General features: G+C 71.9%; 15 protein-coding genes. 7 read left to right on the top strand and 8 right to left on the bottom strand.

Annotated features, from left to right (window positions below; translation table 11 throughout):
* Positions 1-138 precede the first annotated feature (138 nt).
* Together IF29_RS0123620 and IF29_RS0123615 are read left to right on the top strand one after the other, a co-directional pair.
* A complete protein-coding gene (locus tag IF29_RS0123620; RefSeq protein ID WP_030258412.1) occupies positions 139-1,674 on the top strand; it encodes a class I adenylate-forming enzyme family protein in 1,536 nt (511 codons plus the stop codon).
* Complete coding sequence (locus IF29_RS0123615) at positions 1,671-2,912, top strand: MaoC family dehydratase (RefSeq protein WP_030258410.1); 1,242 nt, start codon at positions 1,671-1,673, stop codon at positions 2,910-2,912. Before IF29_RS0123620 ends, IF29_RS0123615 begins: the two co-directional genes overlap by 4 nt.
* Positions 2,913-2,979: 67 nt before the next feature.
* Here IF29_RS0123615 and IF29_RS0123610 read toward each other — a convergent pair whose 3' ends face one another.
* Together IF29_RS0123610 and IF29_RS0123605 are read right to left on the bottom strand one after the other, a co-directional pair.
* Positions 2,980-3,768, bottom strand: a complete 789-nt coding sequence (locus IF29_RS0123610) for a FadR/GntR family transcriptional regulator (RefSeq protein ID WP_030258408.1) — start codon at positions 3,766-3,768, stop codon at positions 2,980-2,982.
* A gap of 22 nt (positions 3,769-3,790) precedes the next feature.
* Positions 3,791-5,260 carry an MFS transporter gene (locus IF29_RS0123605; protein WP_030258405.1) on the bottom strand — a complete coding sequence of 490 codons (1,470 nt, stop codon included), beginning with the start codon at positions 5,258-5,260 and terminating at the stop codon, positions 3,791-3,793.
* A 325-nt stretch (positions 5,261-5,585) separates the two neighbouring features.
* Here IF29_RS0123605 and IF29_RS0123600 point away from each other — a divergent pair, with 325 nt between their 5' ends.
* From IF29_RS0123600 to dmpG, 3 genes are read left to right on the top strand one after another with little or no spacing between them, the layout of a single operon-like run.
* A complete protein-coding gene (locus tag IF29_RS0123600) occupies positions 5,586-6,422 on the top strand; it encodes a 2-keto-4-pentenoate hydratase (protein WP_037596311.1) in 837 nt (278 codons plus the stop codon).
* A complete protein-coding gene (locus tag IF29_RS0123595) occupies positions 6,419-7,384 on the top strand; it encodes an acetaldehyde dehydrogenase (acetylating) (RefSeq protein WP_030258400.1) in 966 nt (321 codons plus the stop codon). Before IF29_RS0123600 ends, IF29_RS0123595 begins: the two co-directional genes overlap by 4 nt.
* Positions 7,381-8,388 carry a 4-hydroxy-2-oxovalerate aldolase gene (gene dmpG, locus IF29_RS0123590; RefSeq protein WP_030258397.1) on the top strand — a complete coding sequence of 336 codons (1,008 nt, stop codon included), beginning with the start codon at positions 7,381-7,383 and terminating at the stop codon, positions 8,386-8,388. The genes IF29_RS0123595 and dmpG overlap by 4 nt, the downstream gene beginning before the upstream one ends.
* A 51-nt stretch (positions 8,389-8,439) precedes the next feature.
* On the opposite strand, the gene IF29_RS0123585 is transcribed toward dmpG, so the two are convergent.
* Positions 8,440-9,225, bottom strand: coding sequence for a FadR/GntR family transcriptional regulator (locus IF29_RS0123585; RefSeq protein WP_030258394.1), 786 nt, complete (start codon positions 9,223-9,225; stop codon positions 8,440-8,442).
* Positions 9,226-9,364: 139 nt separating this feature from the next.
* On the opposite strand from IF29_RS0123585, the gene IF29_RS0123580 reads away from it, so the two are divergent.
* Both IF29_RS0123580 and IF29_RS0123575 read left to right on the top strand, forming a co-directional pair.
* Positions 9,365-10,564, top strand: coding sequence for a cytochrome P450 (locus tag IF29_RS0123580; RefSeq protein ID WP_030258391.1), 1,200 nt, complete (start codon positions 9,365-9,367; stop codon positions 10,562-10,564).
* 22 nt (positions 10,565-10,586) lie between these two features.
* Positions 10,587-11,396 (top strand): NAD(P)-dependent oxidoreductase, encoded by an 810-nt coding sequence (locus tag IF29_RS0123575; protein ID WP_037596307.1) that lies wholly within the window; start codon positions 10,587-10,589, stop codon positions 11,394-11,396.
* 41 nt (positions 11,397-11,437) lie between these two features.
* Here the strand turns inward: IF29_RS0123575 and IF29_RS0123570 are convergent, their stop codons facing one another.
* The 5 genes from IF29_RS0123570 to IF29_RS0123550 are packed head-to-tail and all read right to left on the bottom strand — an operon-like array spanning position 11,438 to position 15,718.
* Entirely contained in the window at positions 11,438-12,667 is a 1,230-nt protein-coding gene (locus IF29_RS0123570; RefSeq protein WP_030258387.1) for a CaiB/BaiF CoA transferase family protein, read from the bottom strand.
* Positions 12,664-13,812, bottom strand: a complete 1,149-nt coding sequence (locus IF29_RS0123565; RefSeq protein WP_030258384.1) for a thiolase family protein — start codon at positions 13,810-13,812, stop codon at positions 12,664-12,666. The genes IF29_RS0123570 and IF29_RS0123565 overlap by 4 nt, the downstream gene beginning before the upstream one ends.
* Positions 13,813-13,827: 15 nt before the next feature.
* The gene (locus IF29_RS43820; RefSeq protein WP_051725823.1) at positions 13,828-14,220 is read right to left on the bottom strand and encodes a Zn-ribbon domain-containing OB-fold protein; all 393 of its coding nucleotides are present in this window, start codon (positions 14,218-14,220) and stop codon (positions 13,828-13,830) included.
* Positions 14,217-14,426, bottom strand: a complete 210-nt coding sequence (locus IF29_RS0123555) for a ferredoxin (RefSeq protein WP_030258379.1) — start codon at positions 14,424-14,426, stop codon at positions 14,217-14,219. Before IF29_RS0123555 ends, IF29_RS43820 begins: the two co-directional genes overlap by 4 nt.
* Entirely contained in the window at positions 14,426-15,718 is a 1,293-nt protein-coding gene (locus tag IF29_RS0123550; RefSeq protein WP_030258377.1) for a cytochrome P450, read from the bottom strand. The genes IF29_RS0123555 and IF29_RS0123550 overlap by 1 nt, the downstream gene beginning before the upstream one ends.
* Between the last annotated feature and the right edge of the window lie 20 nt (positions 15,719-15,738).

The raw sequence follows: 15,738 nt of genomic DNA, 5'->3' as shown, positions 1-15,738 counted from the left end.
CGACGTCATGGGCCTGTTCCGCATGCGCCGCCGCGACCCTCGCCGCACCCTCTTGAATCGCTGAATCAGTTTACTAATTTACTTTGTTCTTTGCTACTATTCCGAGCACGGAGGGGCTGCTACTCGGATAGAGGCCATATGACGAACCTGGAACATCCACCGCCGGGGCCCGACCTGCCGGCGCTGTCGGCCCGGCTCCGCCGGGTGCTGACCGTCGACCCCGACGCGACCGCGCTGACCTTCGAGGACACCGACCACCCCTGGTCGTACTTCGAGGCCGCGGCCCGCGACCTGGACGCGATGCTGGCGGCGCATCCCGGCGCGCGGCGGGTGGGCGTGGTGCTGCGCAACCGGCCCGGCCCGCTGGCCGCGCTGCTGGGCACGCTGGCCACCGGCCGACAGGTCGTCACCCTGAGCCCGCACAGTGGCGACACCGGACTGGCCGACGAGGTCACCGCGCTGCGCCCGGACGTGGTCGTCGCCGCACCGCAGGACTGGGGACGGTCGGCTCTGCGCAGCGCCGCCGAACAGGTCCGCGCGGTGCCGGTGGTGTGCCGCGACGGCGCACCGCTGCTGCTGCTCCCCGACGCCTGGCGGCCCGCCCCGGCCACGCTGCCAGCCGAGGACACCGCCGTGCTGATGACCACCAGCGGCACCACCGGCCGCCCCAAGCGGGTGGCGCTCAGCTACCCCCAGGTGACCTCCTCGCTCACCGCCGCCGGGACCGTGCTCGCGGACGAGCCCCGGCTGCGGACCGGCCGAGTCATCCTGTGGTCCTCGCTCGCCCACATCAGCGGTCTGTACTTCGCCCTGGCGCACGCCGTCGAGGGCCGCGCCGTCGTGCTGATGGAGCGGTTCGAGGTCGAGCCGTGGGCCGAACTGGTCCGCCGCCACCGTCCTCGGCAGCTGCGGCTGCCGCCCACCGCCATCCGCATGGTGCTGAGCACCGGCATCCCGCCCGAGGTCTTCGAGGGCGTGCGCGCCATCGGCTCCGGCACCGCCCCGCTGCCGCCCGAGCTGTCCGAGGAGTTCGAGGCGCGCTACGGCGTTCCGCTGCTGACCACCTACGGCGCCACCGAGTTCGCCGGCGCCATCGCCGGCTGGTCGCTCGCCGACCACCGCGACTGGGCCCGCAGCAAGCGCGGCAGCGTGGGCCGCGCCCACCGCGGCATCGAACTGCGGATCGTGGACCCGGACTCGGGCGCCGTACTGCCCTGCGACACGGTCGGCCTGCTCGAAGCGCGCGGCGCGCAACTGCCCAGCGGCCAGGACTGGCTGCGCACCACCGACCTGGCCTCCCTGGACGCGGACCGCTTCCTCTTCATCCACGGCCGCGCCGACGACGCCATCAACCGCGGCGGCTTCAAGATCCCGCCCAGCGTCATCGAGGACGCGCTGCGCACCCATCCGGCGGTCAGCGACGCCGCAGCGGTCGGGCTGCCCGAGGAACGCCTCGGCGAGGTCCCCGCCGTCGCGGTGACGGTCAGCGGCCCCGCCACCGAGCAGGAACTGCTGGACCACCTGACCCGACGCCTGACGCGCTACCAGATGCCGGTGGCCCTGCGGATCGTCGAACAGCTGCCGCGCACCGCGTCGCTGAAGGTCAGCCGCCCCGAGGTGCGCGACCTGTTCGCCGTTGCACCCGGACTCGAATCCGCGAGGAGCACGCCATGAGCGCCGTGACCGACCACACCGGGGCCGGGCAGCTGACCGACGAGGCGGTGGCGCGGGCCCGGCGCCGCACCGGCCTGCCCAAGAAGCAGCTGGCCCCGCACAACCTGGAGGTCACCGCCGACGGGATCCGCCACTTCGCCCACGGCTACGGCGACGACAACCCGCTGTGGTGCGACCCGGGCCACGGCCCGGCCACCCGCTGGGGCAGCACCATCGCCCCGCCCAACTTCTGCTACACCATGGGCGAGAACGCCATCGAACAGGACGCCGAGGTCAAGGCGCAGCTGCGCGGCGACCCGCTGGCGGGCCTGGGCGCCTACCAGGCCGCGATGGAGTTCGAGTACTACCGCCCGCTGCGGCTGGGCGACCGCTGCACCAGCGTCCGCGCCCAGGTCGGCGTCCAGGTCAAGGAGAGCTCCTTCGGAGGCCGGGCCGCCCACGTCACCGACGGCCTGCTGTTCGCCGACGGCGACGGCGCGGTGGTGACCGTGCAGCGCGGCACCTGGATCCACGCCGAACGGGGCCGCTCCAAGGAGCGGTCGCAGAGTCGGCCACCCGTCACCTTCCCGCCGTACTCGGACGACGAGCTGGCCGCGATCGACGCCGCCTACGACAGCGAGACCCGCCGCGGCGCCGAACCCCGCTACTTCGAGGACGTGCGGATCGGCGAGCAGATCCAGCCCCGGGTCAAGGGGCCGCTGACGGTCACCGACGTGGTGGTGTGGCACCTGGGCTGGGGCATGCAGCTCACCCCGCCGGGCGCCTTCGCGCTGGCCCGCCAGGTGCGCCGGAAGGCTCCGGGGCTGTACCCGCGCAACGCCCGCAACATCCCGGACACCGTCCAGCGCCTGCACTGGGAGCCGGAGCGGGCACGGGAGCTGGGCATCCCGATGAGCTACGACTACGGCGGGATGCGGGAGACCTGGCTGACCCACGCGCTCACCGACTGGATGGGCGACGACGGCTGGCTGTTCCGGCTGCGCTGCGAGCACCGCCGCTTCAACTACATCGGCGACACCACCTGGGTGCACGGCACCGTGGTCGACAAGGTCCAGGCGCACGGCCGCAACGAGGTCCACCTGGAGCTGGACTGCCGCAACCAGCGCGGAGAGGTCACCACGCCCGGCACCGCCGTGGTGCTGCTGCCCACCCGCGACGCCGCGGTGCAGCTCCCGCAGCCCCCGGCCGACAACCTGCTGGACCTGCTGCAGAGCGAGATCGCCCGGTTCGCGGACTGAACCGGAAGCGCCCCGTGGTCCCGCACCCTCAGGGCGTGGGACCACGGGGCGTTCGGCTGACCCGCAGTCACTCGAACAGGTCGACCACCGGCTTGTTGTGCAGTTCGCCGCGGAGCAGGTAGTCCGCCGCCGCCTTCATATGGCTGCGCCAGTGCCGCTCGGCCCCGTCCGCGTCCTTGGCGTCGAGCAGGGCCACCAGCTTCTTGTAGGCCCTGATGGCGCGTTGGAACCGCTCCGGCGACTCGGCCGCGTCGAAGTTGCGGGCCACCCGCACCGTGGTGTGCATCCCCACCACGTCCTGCAGCACCGCGCCCTGGATGGCCAGGGTCCTGTTGCCGGAGCGCTCCATCACCAGTTCGTGGAACCGGTAGGTCAGCCGCGACCACTCCGCCAGATCCGGCACCGCGTCGTCACGGGACTCCACGGCGGCCTCCAACTGCCCCACCACCGCGCTGAGGTCCGCGAGGTCCGCACCGGTGCGCCGCTTCGCCAGCATCCGCGCGCAGGCCGGCTCGGCGATCATCCTGGCCTCGTAGACGTCGTCCAGGGTGGTGCCCTGGATCTGCAGCAGCAGTCCGACGTAGCGCGCGGCCACCGACAGGTCCGGGGCGGTGACCTGCGCGCCGCCCCGGCTGCCCCGACGGATGTTGATCAGCGCCTCCGCCTCCAGGATGCGGAACGCCTCGCGCAGGGTGGGCCGGGACACCCCGAACTGCTCCATCAGCTGGATCTCGGAGGGCAGGGTGTCGCCGGGCCGCAGGTCGCCCCGGACGATCTGCCGGCGCAGTCGGGCCGCGATCAGCTCGGCGGTCTTCGGCGCCCGCACCGGCCGACCGACCTGCAGGCCTGCATTCATAGCACTCATAGTATTCAATGTACTAGTTATGCGCAGGTGCGGTGTCCATGACCAGCTTTCCCGCCCTCCGCGGCCCCAGTACGGTCAGCGCCAGCACCGCGCCGACCACGGCCAGGCCGACCATCAGCAGCAGGCTGCCCCGGATCCCGGGCTCGGCGTACAGCACGCCCGCCGGCGAGACGATCGCCGAGCGGGCCAGGATGGTGAACATCACCACCGGGATGATGCTGGAGAAGCCGCTCATGCAGACCTGGATGCTGCCCGCGATCGACGCCTGCTCCTCGGGCGGTGTCTCCGCGATCACCATGTTCGGCACCGCGCCGTAGACCAGGCCCGCCCCCAGCCCGTCGACGACCGCCCCGACCAGGATGGTGTCCAGGTGGGCGTGGAAGGAGCGCAGGAAGAGCCCGGCCGCGGCGATCAGCACCAGGCCCGCGATGGCGAACCAGCGCGGGGAGATCCGCTGCGCCCCCCGGCCCACCGAGAACCCGCCGATCACCTGGGCCACCGCCTGGGGCGAGGCGATGGCGGCGTAGGCGAACGCCGTCATGCCCAGGCCGTAGGTGCGCCCCGCGGAGGCCGGGGTGAGCGCCAGCACCGGCAGGATGGTGGCCGGGACGATGGTGGCCCCGTAGGAGGACGCGCCGACCACCGCCGCCAGCAGGATCGGCCGGCGGGTGAACTGACGCACATTCAGCACCGGCTCGGAGATCCGGCGGCTGCGCAGGGTGAACCCGGCCAGCAGCACCAGGCCGAGCGCGATCAGACCCAGGGTGCTCACCGAGGTCCAGCCCCAGCTGTCGCCCTGGCTGACCGCGACCAGCACCAGCGCTATCCCGCCGCCGAGCAGCAGCGCGCCGGGGAAGTCGGTGCGGGCCGGATGCCGCAGCGGGGTCTCCGGGGTGGACAGCAGGATCAGCGTGCCCAGGACCGCGATCACGATCGCGTCGAAGGCGTACATCCCGCGGAAGCCGAAGGTGTCCAGCAGCCAGCCGACCAGGAACGGCACCCCGACGCCGAACAGCCCGATGCCGGTGACCGACAGGCTGGCCGCCAGCGGCAGGGTGCGCGGCGGGTAGACGTCGCGCATCAGCGAGTAGGTCAGGAACATCCCGGAGATGGCGAAGCCCTCCAGGCAGCGCCCGGCCAGCAGCACCCCGTACGTCGGCGCCAGCGCGGTGAGCACCGCCCCGGCCGCGGACACGGTCAGGGCGCCGAGCAGGACCTTGCGCTTGCCGTGCAGATCCGCCAGCTTGCCCAGCAGCGGGCTGACCACGGCGCCGGTGAGCAGGTAGCAGGTGAGCAGCCAGCCGCCCTGGTCGGTACGGAAGTGCCGGGTGATCGACGGCATGGCTGTCGAGGTCACCGTGTAGCTGAGCGCGACCAGCTCCACGATCAGCACCAGCGAGACCAGCGACAGCACCAGCCGCGGCGTCCAGCCCGACCGGTCGTCCGCCGCGACGTCCTGGACCGGGGTCTGCAGTTCGGTCATCGCCCTGCCCCCCGTCTACCGCCGTCGACCAGGCCCGGGAGCATCGCGCCGGCGGGGGTGGCCGCCTGTGATTCCGTGGTCATCACGGTCTCCTTCCATGGGTGGGGGGAAGCGTAACCACGGGAAAACGGAGCGCGACCGGGCTCTCCCGATGAGCGGAACACAAAATGGAACCGCCCCCGACGGTGCGGGCCCGTCCCATTCACCGGGCCGCGCGGTGGGCGCGCCGCGCGGGCGCTTGGTAGACGTGGTCGCGCAGACCGCGACGGCGGCCCGACCGGGGCCACTCCGGACTGTTCGTCAGCCCGTCCCGGAAGGAAGGCCCGTGGCAGAACCCCGCGACCCCGCCCCGCCACCGGCGGCCGCCAAGGCCGCCGACGCACTGCTGCACGCCGAGCGGAGCGGGCAGCCCTGCCCCCCGGTGCGCGACTGGTTCGCCCCCGGCGACCTGGCGGCCGCCTACGCCGTGCAGCGCATCAACACCGAGCGCTCGCTGGCCCGGGGCCGGCGCATCGTCGGCCGCAAGACCGGAGCCACCTCGGCCGCCGTGCAACGGCAGCTCGGAGTCGACCAGCCCGACTTCGGCACCCTGTTCGCCGACATGGCGGTGCCGGACGCCGGCGAGATCCCGGCCGGACGGCTGCTGCAGCCCAAGGTCGAGGCGGAGGTCGCGCTGGTCCTGAACGCCGACCTGCCGCATCCGGACTGCACCGTGGTCGACCTGCTGCGGGCCGTCGACTTCGCGCTGCCAGCGCTGGAGATCGTCGACAGCCGCATCGCCGGCTGGGACATCGGCATCGTCGACACCATCGCCGACAACGCCTCCAGCGGCCTGTTCGTGCTCGGCGCCGCCCCGGTGCCGCTCAGCGCGATCGACCTGCGCCAGGTGCGCATGTCGCTGACCTGCAACGGCGAGCTGCGGTCCGAGGGACGCGGTTCGGACTGCCTGGAGGGCCCGGTCAACGCGGCCGTGTGGCTCGCCGCCACGCTCGCCGCCGCCGGCGCCCCGCTGCGGGCCGGCGACGTCGTGCTCACCGGAGCACTCGGACCCATGGTCGAGGCCGCCCCCGGCGACCTGTTCGAGACACGGATCAGCGGACTGGGCTCGGCCCGGGTCCGCTTCGGGACCGCGCCCGACCCCGATACGGAGGAGAAAGCATGACCGTTCCCAAGACCAGGGTCGCCGTGATCGGCTCGGGCAACATCGGCACCGACCTGATGATCAAGGTACTGCGGCTGTCCGACCGGCTGGAGATGGCCGCAATGGTCGGCATCGACCCCGAGTCCGACGGCCTGGCCCGGGCCCGCCGCCTCGGCGTCGCCACCACCAGCGGCGGCGTCGACGCCCTGGTCGCCATGGACGAGTTCCAGGACGTCGGGATCGTCCTGGACGCCACCTCCGCCGGCGCCCACCGCCACAACGACCAGGTGCTGCGCGCCCTCGGACGCACCGTCATCGACCTGACCCCGGCCGCGATCGGCCCCTACGTCGTCCCCTCGGTCAACCTCGACGAGCACCTGGACGCGACCAACCTCAACATGGTCACCTGCGGCGGCCAGGCCACCATCCCGATCGTGGCGGCCGTGGCGCAGGCCACCCCGGTGCACTACGCCGAGATCGTCGCCTCCATCGCGTCCAAGTCCGCCGGCCCCGGCACCCGGGCCAACATCGACGAGTTCACCGAGACCACCTCGGCCGCGATCGAGAAGGTCGGCGGCGCCGCCCAGGGCAAGGCCATCATCGTGCTCAACCCGGCCGAACCCCCGCTGATCATGCGCGACACCGTCTACTGCATCACCGGCGACGCCGACGAGGCGGCCGTGGCCGCCAGCGTGGAGCGGATGATCGGCGAGGTCCAGGCCTACGTCCCGGGCTACCGGCTCAAGCAGAAGGTGCAGTTCGACGCGGTCGCCGCCGACGACCCGGTGCGCAGCCTGGCCCCCGGCGCCGAGCACCCGGTCAAGGTGTCGGTCTTCCTGGAGGTCGAGGGCGCGGCCCACTACCTGCCGGCCTACGCCGGAAACCTGGACATCATGACCTCCGCCGCACTGCGCACGGCGGAACGGATCGCGACGCTGCGCGCCGAGGGCACCGCCGGCGCGCTGAAGGGCGGACAGCAGTGAAGCTCTACGTGCAGGACGTGACCCTGCGGGACGGCATGCACGCCATCCGCCACCGCTACACCGTCGAACAGGCCGCAGCCATCGCCGCCGCGCTGGACGCCGCCGGGGTGGGCGCCATCGAGATCGCCCACGGCGACGGACTGTCCGGTTCCAGCGTCAACTACGGCGTCGGCGCCCACACCGACTGGGAGTGGATCGAGGCCGTCGCCGCCAACTGCACCAGCGCGATCCCCACCACCCTGCTGCTGCCCGGCATCGGCACCCTGCACGACCTCAAACAGGCCGCCGCACTGGGCATCCGCTCGGTGCGCATCGCCACCCACTGCACCGAGGCCGACATCTCCGCCCAGCACATCGGCTTCGCCCGCGAACTCGGCCTGGACGTGGCCGGCTTCCTGATGATGTCGCACATGGCACCACCCGAGGAACTGGCCCGCCAGGCCAAGCTGATGGAGTCCTACGGCGTCCAGTGCGTCTATGTCACCGACTCCGGCGGCCGACTGACCATGGACGACGTGCGCGAACGCTTCCTGGCCTACCGGCGGGTGCTGGAACCGGAGACCCAGATGGGCATCCACGCCCACCACAACCTGGCCCTCGGGGTGGCCAACACCGTCGTCGCCGTCGAGAGCGGCGCGCTGCGGGTGGACGCCTCACTGGCCGGCCAGGGGGCCGGTGCCGGGAACTGCCCGCTGGAGGCCTTCGTCGCGGTGGCCGACCTGATGGGCTGGGACCACGGCTGCGACCTGTTCCCGCTGATGGACGCCGCCGAGGACCTGGTCCGACCGCTACAGGACCGGCCGGTACGGGTGGACCGGGAGACCCTGACCCTCGGCTACGCAGGCGTGTACTCGTCCTTCCTGCGCCACGCCGAGGTCGCCGCCGCCCGCTACGGCCTGGACACCCGCTCCATCCTGGTCGAGGCCGGACGCCGCGGCATGGTCGGCGGCCAGGAGGACATGATCACCGACATCGCCCTGGACCTGACGGCCCAGCAGGACTGATCGCTTTCCCCGTCCGCGGTGCCCGTCCGGCACCGCGGACGGGTCAGTCCGTCAGTCCGTGATGTCGATGACCCGGGTCGCCGCCTGGCCCGCCAGCACGATCTCGTCGGCCGCCGCCAGGTGCTTGCGCCAGAACGTCTCGGCCGCCTCGCCCCGCCCGGCGCGCACCAGCCGGATCAGCTTCTCGTAGGACTTCAGCGCCTGCTCGTCCATGCCCGGGCGGCCACTGCTGCGCACCGCGTTGCGGGTCTGCCGCAGGATGATCTCGTGCAGCATCCCGGCCATCAGCGCCAGGGTCTGATTGCCCGCCAGCTGCACCATCCGCAGGTGGAACCTGGCCGAGCCGACCGCGAAACCGGCCGGGGACCCGAGATTGTCCCGCTCGCCCTCCAACGCCGCCTCCAGGGCGGCGTAGCGCTCCTCGTCCCCGGTCAGGGCCAGCAGCCGCGCGGCGGTCGGCTCGATCGCGCTGCGCGCGGTGTAGACGTCGGCGAGCGTGGCGCCACCGATCTGCAACTGCAGCGCGGCCGGCAGCGCCACCGCCTCCGGACCCGGGATGCGCACCCGCGCCCCGGTGCGCGACCCGCGCCGCAGCTCGACCAGCCCCTCCGACTCCAGCACCCGCACCGCCTCGCGCAGGGTGGGCCGGGACACCCCGAAGTGCTCCAGCAGCTGTGCCTCATGGGGGAGGAAGTCGCCGTTCTTCAGCTCACCGTCGGCGATCATACGGCGCAGCCGTCGGGCCACGAGCTCTCCGGTCTTCGGAGCCCGGACACTGGCGGCCAACGCGCTGTCGAGCGGTCCTTCGTCGAGCCGTCGGGCGTCGGCCTGCACCATGGGACCCGCCTTCCCTGAAAGTTGACTAGGGTCACCAGGATACCGAACACTGTCCCGCTCAGTGGGAACCGCACGGGGGTTGCCGGAGCCACGCCCCGACAATGGGCGAAGCGGAGAACGCCTGGAGAGCGGAGTGGCGATGAGTACGACCCTCGAACCCGACGGTACCCATGACGGTCTGCCCGCCTTCTACTTCGACAACCGGCTCGACGGCCCGGTCCTCAGCCATCTGCAGCGCTGGGACGAGCTGGCCGGCACCCACACCGGGTTCCGCAGCACGGTCGCCGGCGGCTACTGGGTGGCCACCGACGGCCCGGCCGTGCAGCGGGCGCTGCAGGACTGGCGGACCTTCTCCAACACCTCGGTGACGGCGCTCGAACCGGACCCGAAGTTCCTGTGGATCCCCGAGATGCTGGACCCGCCCGAGCACACCGCGTGGCGTCGCCTGCTCGGCCGTTACTTCTCCCCGGCCGCCGTCGCCGCCCGGGAACCGGAGATCCGTAGGACCGCGACGGAGCTGATCGACGCCCTCGCCGGCCGGGGCGGCGCCGACGTGCTCGACGACTTCGCGCGCCGCTTCCCGACCCTGATCTTCATGCGTCTGATGGGCCTGCCCGAGGAGGACCTGCCCACCTTCCTCGCCTGGATCCACGACCTGCTGCACCTCTCCCACGCCGAGGACCCGGAGGGCAGCAGGCAGTTGAGCGCCATGCAGGCCGTCTCGGCCTACTTCGACGAACAGATCGCCCTGCGCCGCAGGGCCCCGCGCGACGACCTGCTGTCCCACGCCATGGCCTGGACGATCGACGACCAGCCGATCAGCGACCGGGACATGCACGCCTTCTGCATCCTGATGTTCCAGGCCGGCTTCGACACGGTCCCGATCTCGATCGGCTGGGCGCTGTACCACTTCGCCACACATCCGGAGCAGCGTGCCGAGATCGTCGCCGACCCCGCACTCATCGCCGGCGGGGTGGAGGAGATCCTGCGCGTCTACTCGTTCGTGGTCCCGGCGCGCAAGGCGACCAGGGACGTCGAGATCGCCGGCTGTCCGGTCAGGGCGGGCGAGATGGTGATGCTCCCGCTCGCGGTCACCAACCGCGACCCGCACCGCTACGAGAACCCGCTGGAGGTGGACCTGCACCGCAGCAGCACCAACCACATCGCGTTCGGCTCGGGCCCGCACCGCTGCCTGGGCTCGCACCTGGCCCGCCTCGAACTCACCACAGCGGTCAGGGAGTGGCACCGGCGTATCCCCGACTACCGCGTCGCACCCGGTCAGGAACTGCGGCAGCACGGCAACATGTACGGCCTCCAGTCGCTCCGGCTGGAGTGGTGAGGCTCTGACGATGAGTCACGACATGACGATCGGGTTCGTCGGCGCCGGCAGCATCGGCGAACCGATGCTGGAGCGCCTGCTGACGGCCGGTCACCGGGTGCGCGCCTACGCGCGACGGCCCGAGGTCAGGGCCCGGCTCGCCGCTGCCGGCGCTGAGCTCGTCGACAGGCCGCCCGACATCGCCGACTCCGACGCCGTGGTCAGCTGCCTGTTCAGCGACGCCCAGGTGCTCGACGTGCTGCCCGGGGTCGTCGCGGCCATGGACGCCCACGCGGTGCTCGTGTCGCACACCACCGGCCTGCCGGCGACGCTGCGCCGTCTGGACGAGGCGTCGCCCACCGGCAGGGCCGCGATCGTGGACGCCGCCTTCAGCGGAACGGCGCAGGCGGTCCGCGACGGGCGGCTGACCGTCTACCTCGGCGGCGAGCCCGAACACGTAGCGACGGCGCGTCACATCGTCAGCGCCTACGCCGACCCCGTCCTCGCGACCGGGGCCCGGGGCTCGGCGCTGCAGGTGAAGCTGCTCAACAACCTGCTCTTCGCCGGGGTCACCCAGCTGACCCTGCGCGGACTGCAGGCGGGCCGCGCCATGGGCGTCGACGAGGACACCCTGCTGGCGGCCCTCGCGGTCAGCAGCGGCGGGAGCACCGCGGCCCGCTACATCGCGGCCCGCGGCGGGACCGAGCGCTATGTCGCCGCGGTCGCTCCGTACCTGCGCAAGGACCTGGCGGCCTGTGCGGAGGCCGCGGCCGTGGCGGGCCTGGAGATGGCGGAGCTGCTGGCGGCGGCCCGCGAAGGACCCATGGATCTCGGTGGCGGCGCCACCGGTTGAGGGGGAGCCCCACGGCGCACGGCCGTGGGGCTCCCCGGCGCCTACGCGACCCGCTCCGCCAGCGACGCGCCGGCGACCACCCGGTCGGCGATCAGCGCCGCGACCTCCGACTCCGGCAGTCCGAGCTCGTCGACCAGGATGCGGACGGTGTCCTCGCCCAGGGTCGGCGGGTAGCTGGGTTCGACCTCGGCGGTGTTGACGAAGCGGATCGGGGTGGCGACGTTCTCGAAGGCGGTCCCGTCCTTCTGCACCACCACCAGGCTTCCGTCCCCGGCGGCACGGGCGTCGGCGAGCGCCTCCAGGACGTTCCTGACCGGGGCGACCGGCACCGAGGCGGCGGCGAGCAGCTCGACCCACTCGGCCGCGGGCCGTTCGGCAAAGCGCGCCTCCAGGATCGCCCAGAGCGCCTCCTTGTTGCTCAGCCGGCTCGCCGCGTCGACGAAGCGCTGGTCGACCACCAGCTCGTCGACCCCGAGGACCCGGCACAGGCCCTCCCACATCCGCGGGGTGTTCGCGGTGACCACCAGCTCGCGGCCGTCGCCGCCCTTGAACGAGCGGTAGGTGGCGATGGAGTCGTGGCCGGCGCCCTGCGGCCCCGGGGCCACGCCCCTGAGGTAGGTGTACAGGGCCTGGTAGGAGAGCATCGCCAGCTGGCCGCGGAGCATGGAGACGTCGACGATCCGGCCGCGGCCGGTCTCGTGGCGGGCCTGCACCGCGGACAGCACGCCGATCACCGCGTACAGTCCCGCCACCACGTCGCCGGCCGGGATGCCGAGCCGTGCGGCCGGGGCGCCCGGGTGGCCGTTCAGGCTCATCACTCCGCCCAGGGCCTGGACCACCATGTCGTAGGCCGGACGGTCCCGCAGCGGTCCCTCCTGCCCGAACCCGCTGATGGAGGCCCAGATCAGCGCGGGCTGCCCGGCGGTGACCGTCTCGGGGTCCAGTCCCAGCCGGGCGGTGACGCCGGGCCGGAAGTTCTCGATCACGATGTCGGCGCCGGCGATCAGCCGCATCAGCACATCGAGCCCGCGCGGCGTCTTCAGGTCCACCGCGATGCCGCGCTTGTTTCGGTTGTTGGCCAGGAAGTAGGCGCTCTCGCCCTCGACCGTGGGCCCGACGATGGCGCGGCTGGAGTCGCCGTCGAGCGACTCGACCTTGATGATGTCCGCGCCCAGGTCCCCGAGCAGCTGGGTCGCCGAGGGCCCGGAGAGGAAGGTGGTCAGGTCGATGACCCGGAGCCCTTCCAGGGGCGGGCGTTCGTCGGTCGTCATGCCGCCTCGAAGATGTGAATGGTGCAGGCACCGTGGTCCAGGCCGGCGGTGCCGCCGCCGGTGACATGGGTCAGCGCCCAGCGGGCGTCCTCGATCTGGCGTGCGCCGGCCTGGTCGGTGAGCTGCCAGAAGGCCTCGGCGATCTGGGCGACGCCGCTGGCGCCGACCGGGTGGCCCTTGGCGAGCAGTCCGCCGCTGGGGTTGACCACCACGTCGCCGCCGAAGGTGGTCCGGCCGTCGCGCAGCAGCGCGACCGCGCTGTGCTTCTCGGTCAGGCCGAAGGCCTCGTAGTAGACCAGTTCGGCGATCGAGAACGCGTCGTGGAGCTCGATCATGTCGAGGTCCTCGGGTCCGATGCCGGCCTGGGCGTAGGCGTCGCGGGCGGACTGGTAGCTGATCTCGGGCTTGGTCATGTCGCGGAACCCTTCCTCGACCTGGCCCGAGTGCAGCACCGAGGCGGCCACCCGCATCCCGTTCGGGGCGCCGAGGCGGGCCCGGGCCCGCTCCGAGGCGAGGACCACCACGGCCGCGCCGTCGCCGGTCGGGCAGCACATCAGCAGGGTGAGCGGGTCGGCGACCGGCCGGGCCGCGAGCACCTCCTCGACCGTCACCTCCTTGCGGAACTGCGCGAAGGGGTTGAGCGCGCCGTGCCTGCGGGCCTTGACGCTGACGCGGGCCAGGTCCTCGACGGTGGCTTCGCTCTCGTAGAGGTAGCGGGTGGCCCGCATGGCGTAGACGGCGGGCATGATCAGGCCCTGCTTGACCTCGCGGTCCTCGGGGGAGAGCGGAAGGGCGCCGCCGCCGAACTGGGTCAGCTTCTCCACGCCGATGACCACGGCGACGTCGATCAGGCCCTGGTTGATCGCGGTCCAGGCCTCGTGCATCGCGGTGGCGCCGCTGGAGCAGGCGTTGTCGACGTTGACGGTCGGCACGGTGCCCAGGCCGATCTCCTTGGTGATCCGCTGACCGGTCATCATGCCGCCGTAGGAGTGGCCCACATAGACGGCGTCGACGTCGGACTTCTGGATGCCGGCGCCCTGCAGGGCGTCGATCAGCGGGGACACGCCGAGGCCGACGTAGGACGAGCTCCGGTGCTTGCCGAAGGGGATCATCGCCGCCGATATCACGAACACGTTCTCAGTCATGGGGTTGTCTCCTTCTCACTCGCCGGCGACCGGCGCGAAGAACCACTGGTCGCCCTCGACGCCGAGGACGACCGGGATGCCCGGTTGCAGCGGCGTGTCGCCCTCGCGGAGGTCGGCGAGGGTGCGGACGTCGTCGTCGAGGTCGATGTAGCCGATGGGCCGGACGCCCTCGACGCCGACGTGCAGCCGGGTGAAGGAGTAGAGGACGCCGGTGCTGGGGAGTGCGACCCGGGAGACCTCGCGGCTGACGCAGGAGCTGCAGACCACCCGGGTGCCGATCATGGTCCGGCCGCACTGGCCGCACTCGGTGCCGACCAGGCGCGGGCCCTCGGGGAAGGTCCCCAGCAGGCTGTCGGTCTCCAGGTCCGCGATCGGTGCGGAGACCGGGACCTCGGTGCTGGGCGTCATGCCTGTCCTCCGTTGGCGCCGCTGCGGGCGATGGACCGGGTGGGGCAGACGTCGATCGCCATCTTGATCTCGTCCTCGCCGTCGCCGTGCTGGTCGATGACGACCGCGATGCTCAGGTCGTCGAGGTCGAAGGTGTTGGGTGCGTAGAAGGTGCACTGCCCGGACCCCATGCAGCGGTCGCGGTCCACGGTGAGTTCACCGGCCATCACTGGGCCTCCCGCTCCGTGTAGTCGAGGTACAGGTGGTTGTGGCCGCGGAACTTGTAGCTGGCCATCAGGTCCCAGCGGCGGTCCTCCGCCGGGCCGTGGTGCTGCTCCGAGATGGAGATCCGCTCGGTGCGTTCGAGCAGGCGCTGGATGGAGAAGACCGCCTCGGCGCGGGCCAGCGGGGCACCGGGGCAGGTGTGGATGCCGCGGCCGAAGGCGAGGTGCTGGCGGGCGTTGGCCCGCTTGACGTCGAACTCGGCCGGGTTGTCGAAGATCCGCGGGTCGCGGCCGGCCGCACCGTGCAGCAGCAGCACGACGGTTCCCGGCTCCAGGTCCAGGCCGCCGATGCTGGTGGCCACCTTGGTGAGCCGGAAGGAGCCCTTGATCGGCGCCTCGATCCGCAGCGCCTCCTCGATGAACTTGGGGACCAGCGCCGGCTCGCGGCGCAGCAGGTCCTGCAGTTCCTGGTCCCCGGCGATCCGGGCCAGGGCGACGCCGAGCAGCTGGACGGTGGTCTCGTTGCCGGCGGCGAAGAGGTTGGAGGCGATCCGGGCGACGTCGATCGGCTCGGGGAGGGTGCCGTCCGGGAAGGTGGCCAGGGACATTCCGGTGAGGATGTCGCCGGTCGGGTTCTCCCGCCGCTCTTCGATCTTCTCGATGAAGTAGTCGTAGAGCCGTTCGAGGCTGTTGTGGTGGGCCACCTGGAGGTTGAGGTTGCCCAGGATCGGGCCCTGCCGGGTGGCGAGGAGTTCGATCAGCATCGGGTGGTCCGATTCGGGGACCCCGAGCAGGTCGGCGACGGCCAGGACCGCGTAGCGCTTGCTGTAGTCCCAGATGAACTCGCAGTGCCCCTGGGGCAGCAGCTCGTCCAGGAAGCGGTCGGCGGTGCGCTTGAGGAACTCCTCGTTCTCCTTCAGCCGCTTGGGGGTGATCAGTCCCATCAGCAGGGCGCGGTGGTCGGTGTGCATCGGCGGGTCGAAGGTGACCATCTGGTCGTTCTGCGGGAAGTGCGCGCGGTGCTGTTCGAGGAGGTCGGTGAGGTCCTCGCCGACCAGTTCGAAGGGGAGGTCCAGGACGGGCCCGCCGGTCCGGTTGATCGAGGAGTAGACCTCGGGGTGGTGGTAGACCTGGAGGGCCTCCTCGTACCCGGTGACGATGACGACTCCGTACTTCTCCTCGCGCCAGACCGGGTGGTCGGCGAGCATGTGGTCGAAGTAAGGCACTGAGTCAGCCGCCACTGCGGCGTCGGTGAAGTAGTCGATCTCCGTCGGGTCGATCTTCACGGTGCTCATCCGTACCCCTTTCCTTGCGG

The sequence above is a fragment of the Streptacidiphilus jeojiense genome, assembly GCF_000719095.1.
GTDB lineage: Bacteria > Actinomycetota > Actinomycetes > Streptomycetales > Streptomycetaceae > Streptacidiphilus > Streptacidiphilus jeojiensis.
The sequence above is the reverse complement of the archived record's forward strand: the minus strand, read 5'-3'. Positions and strand labels throughout refer to the sequence as shown.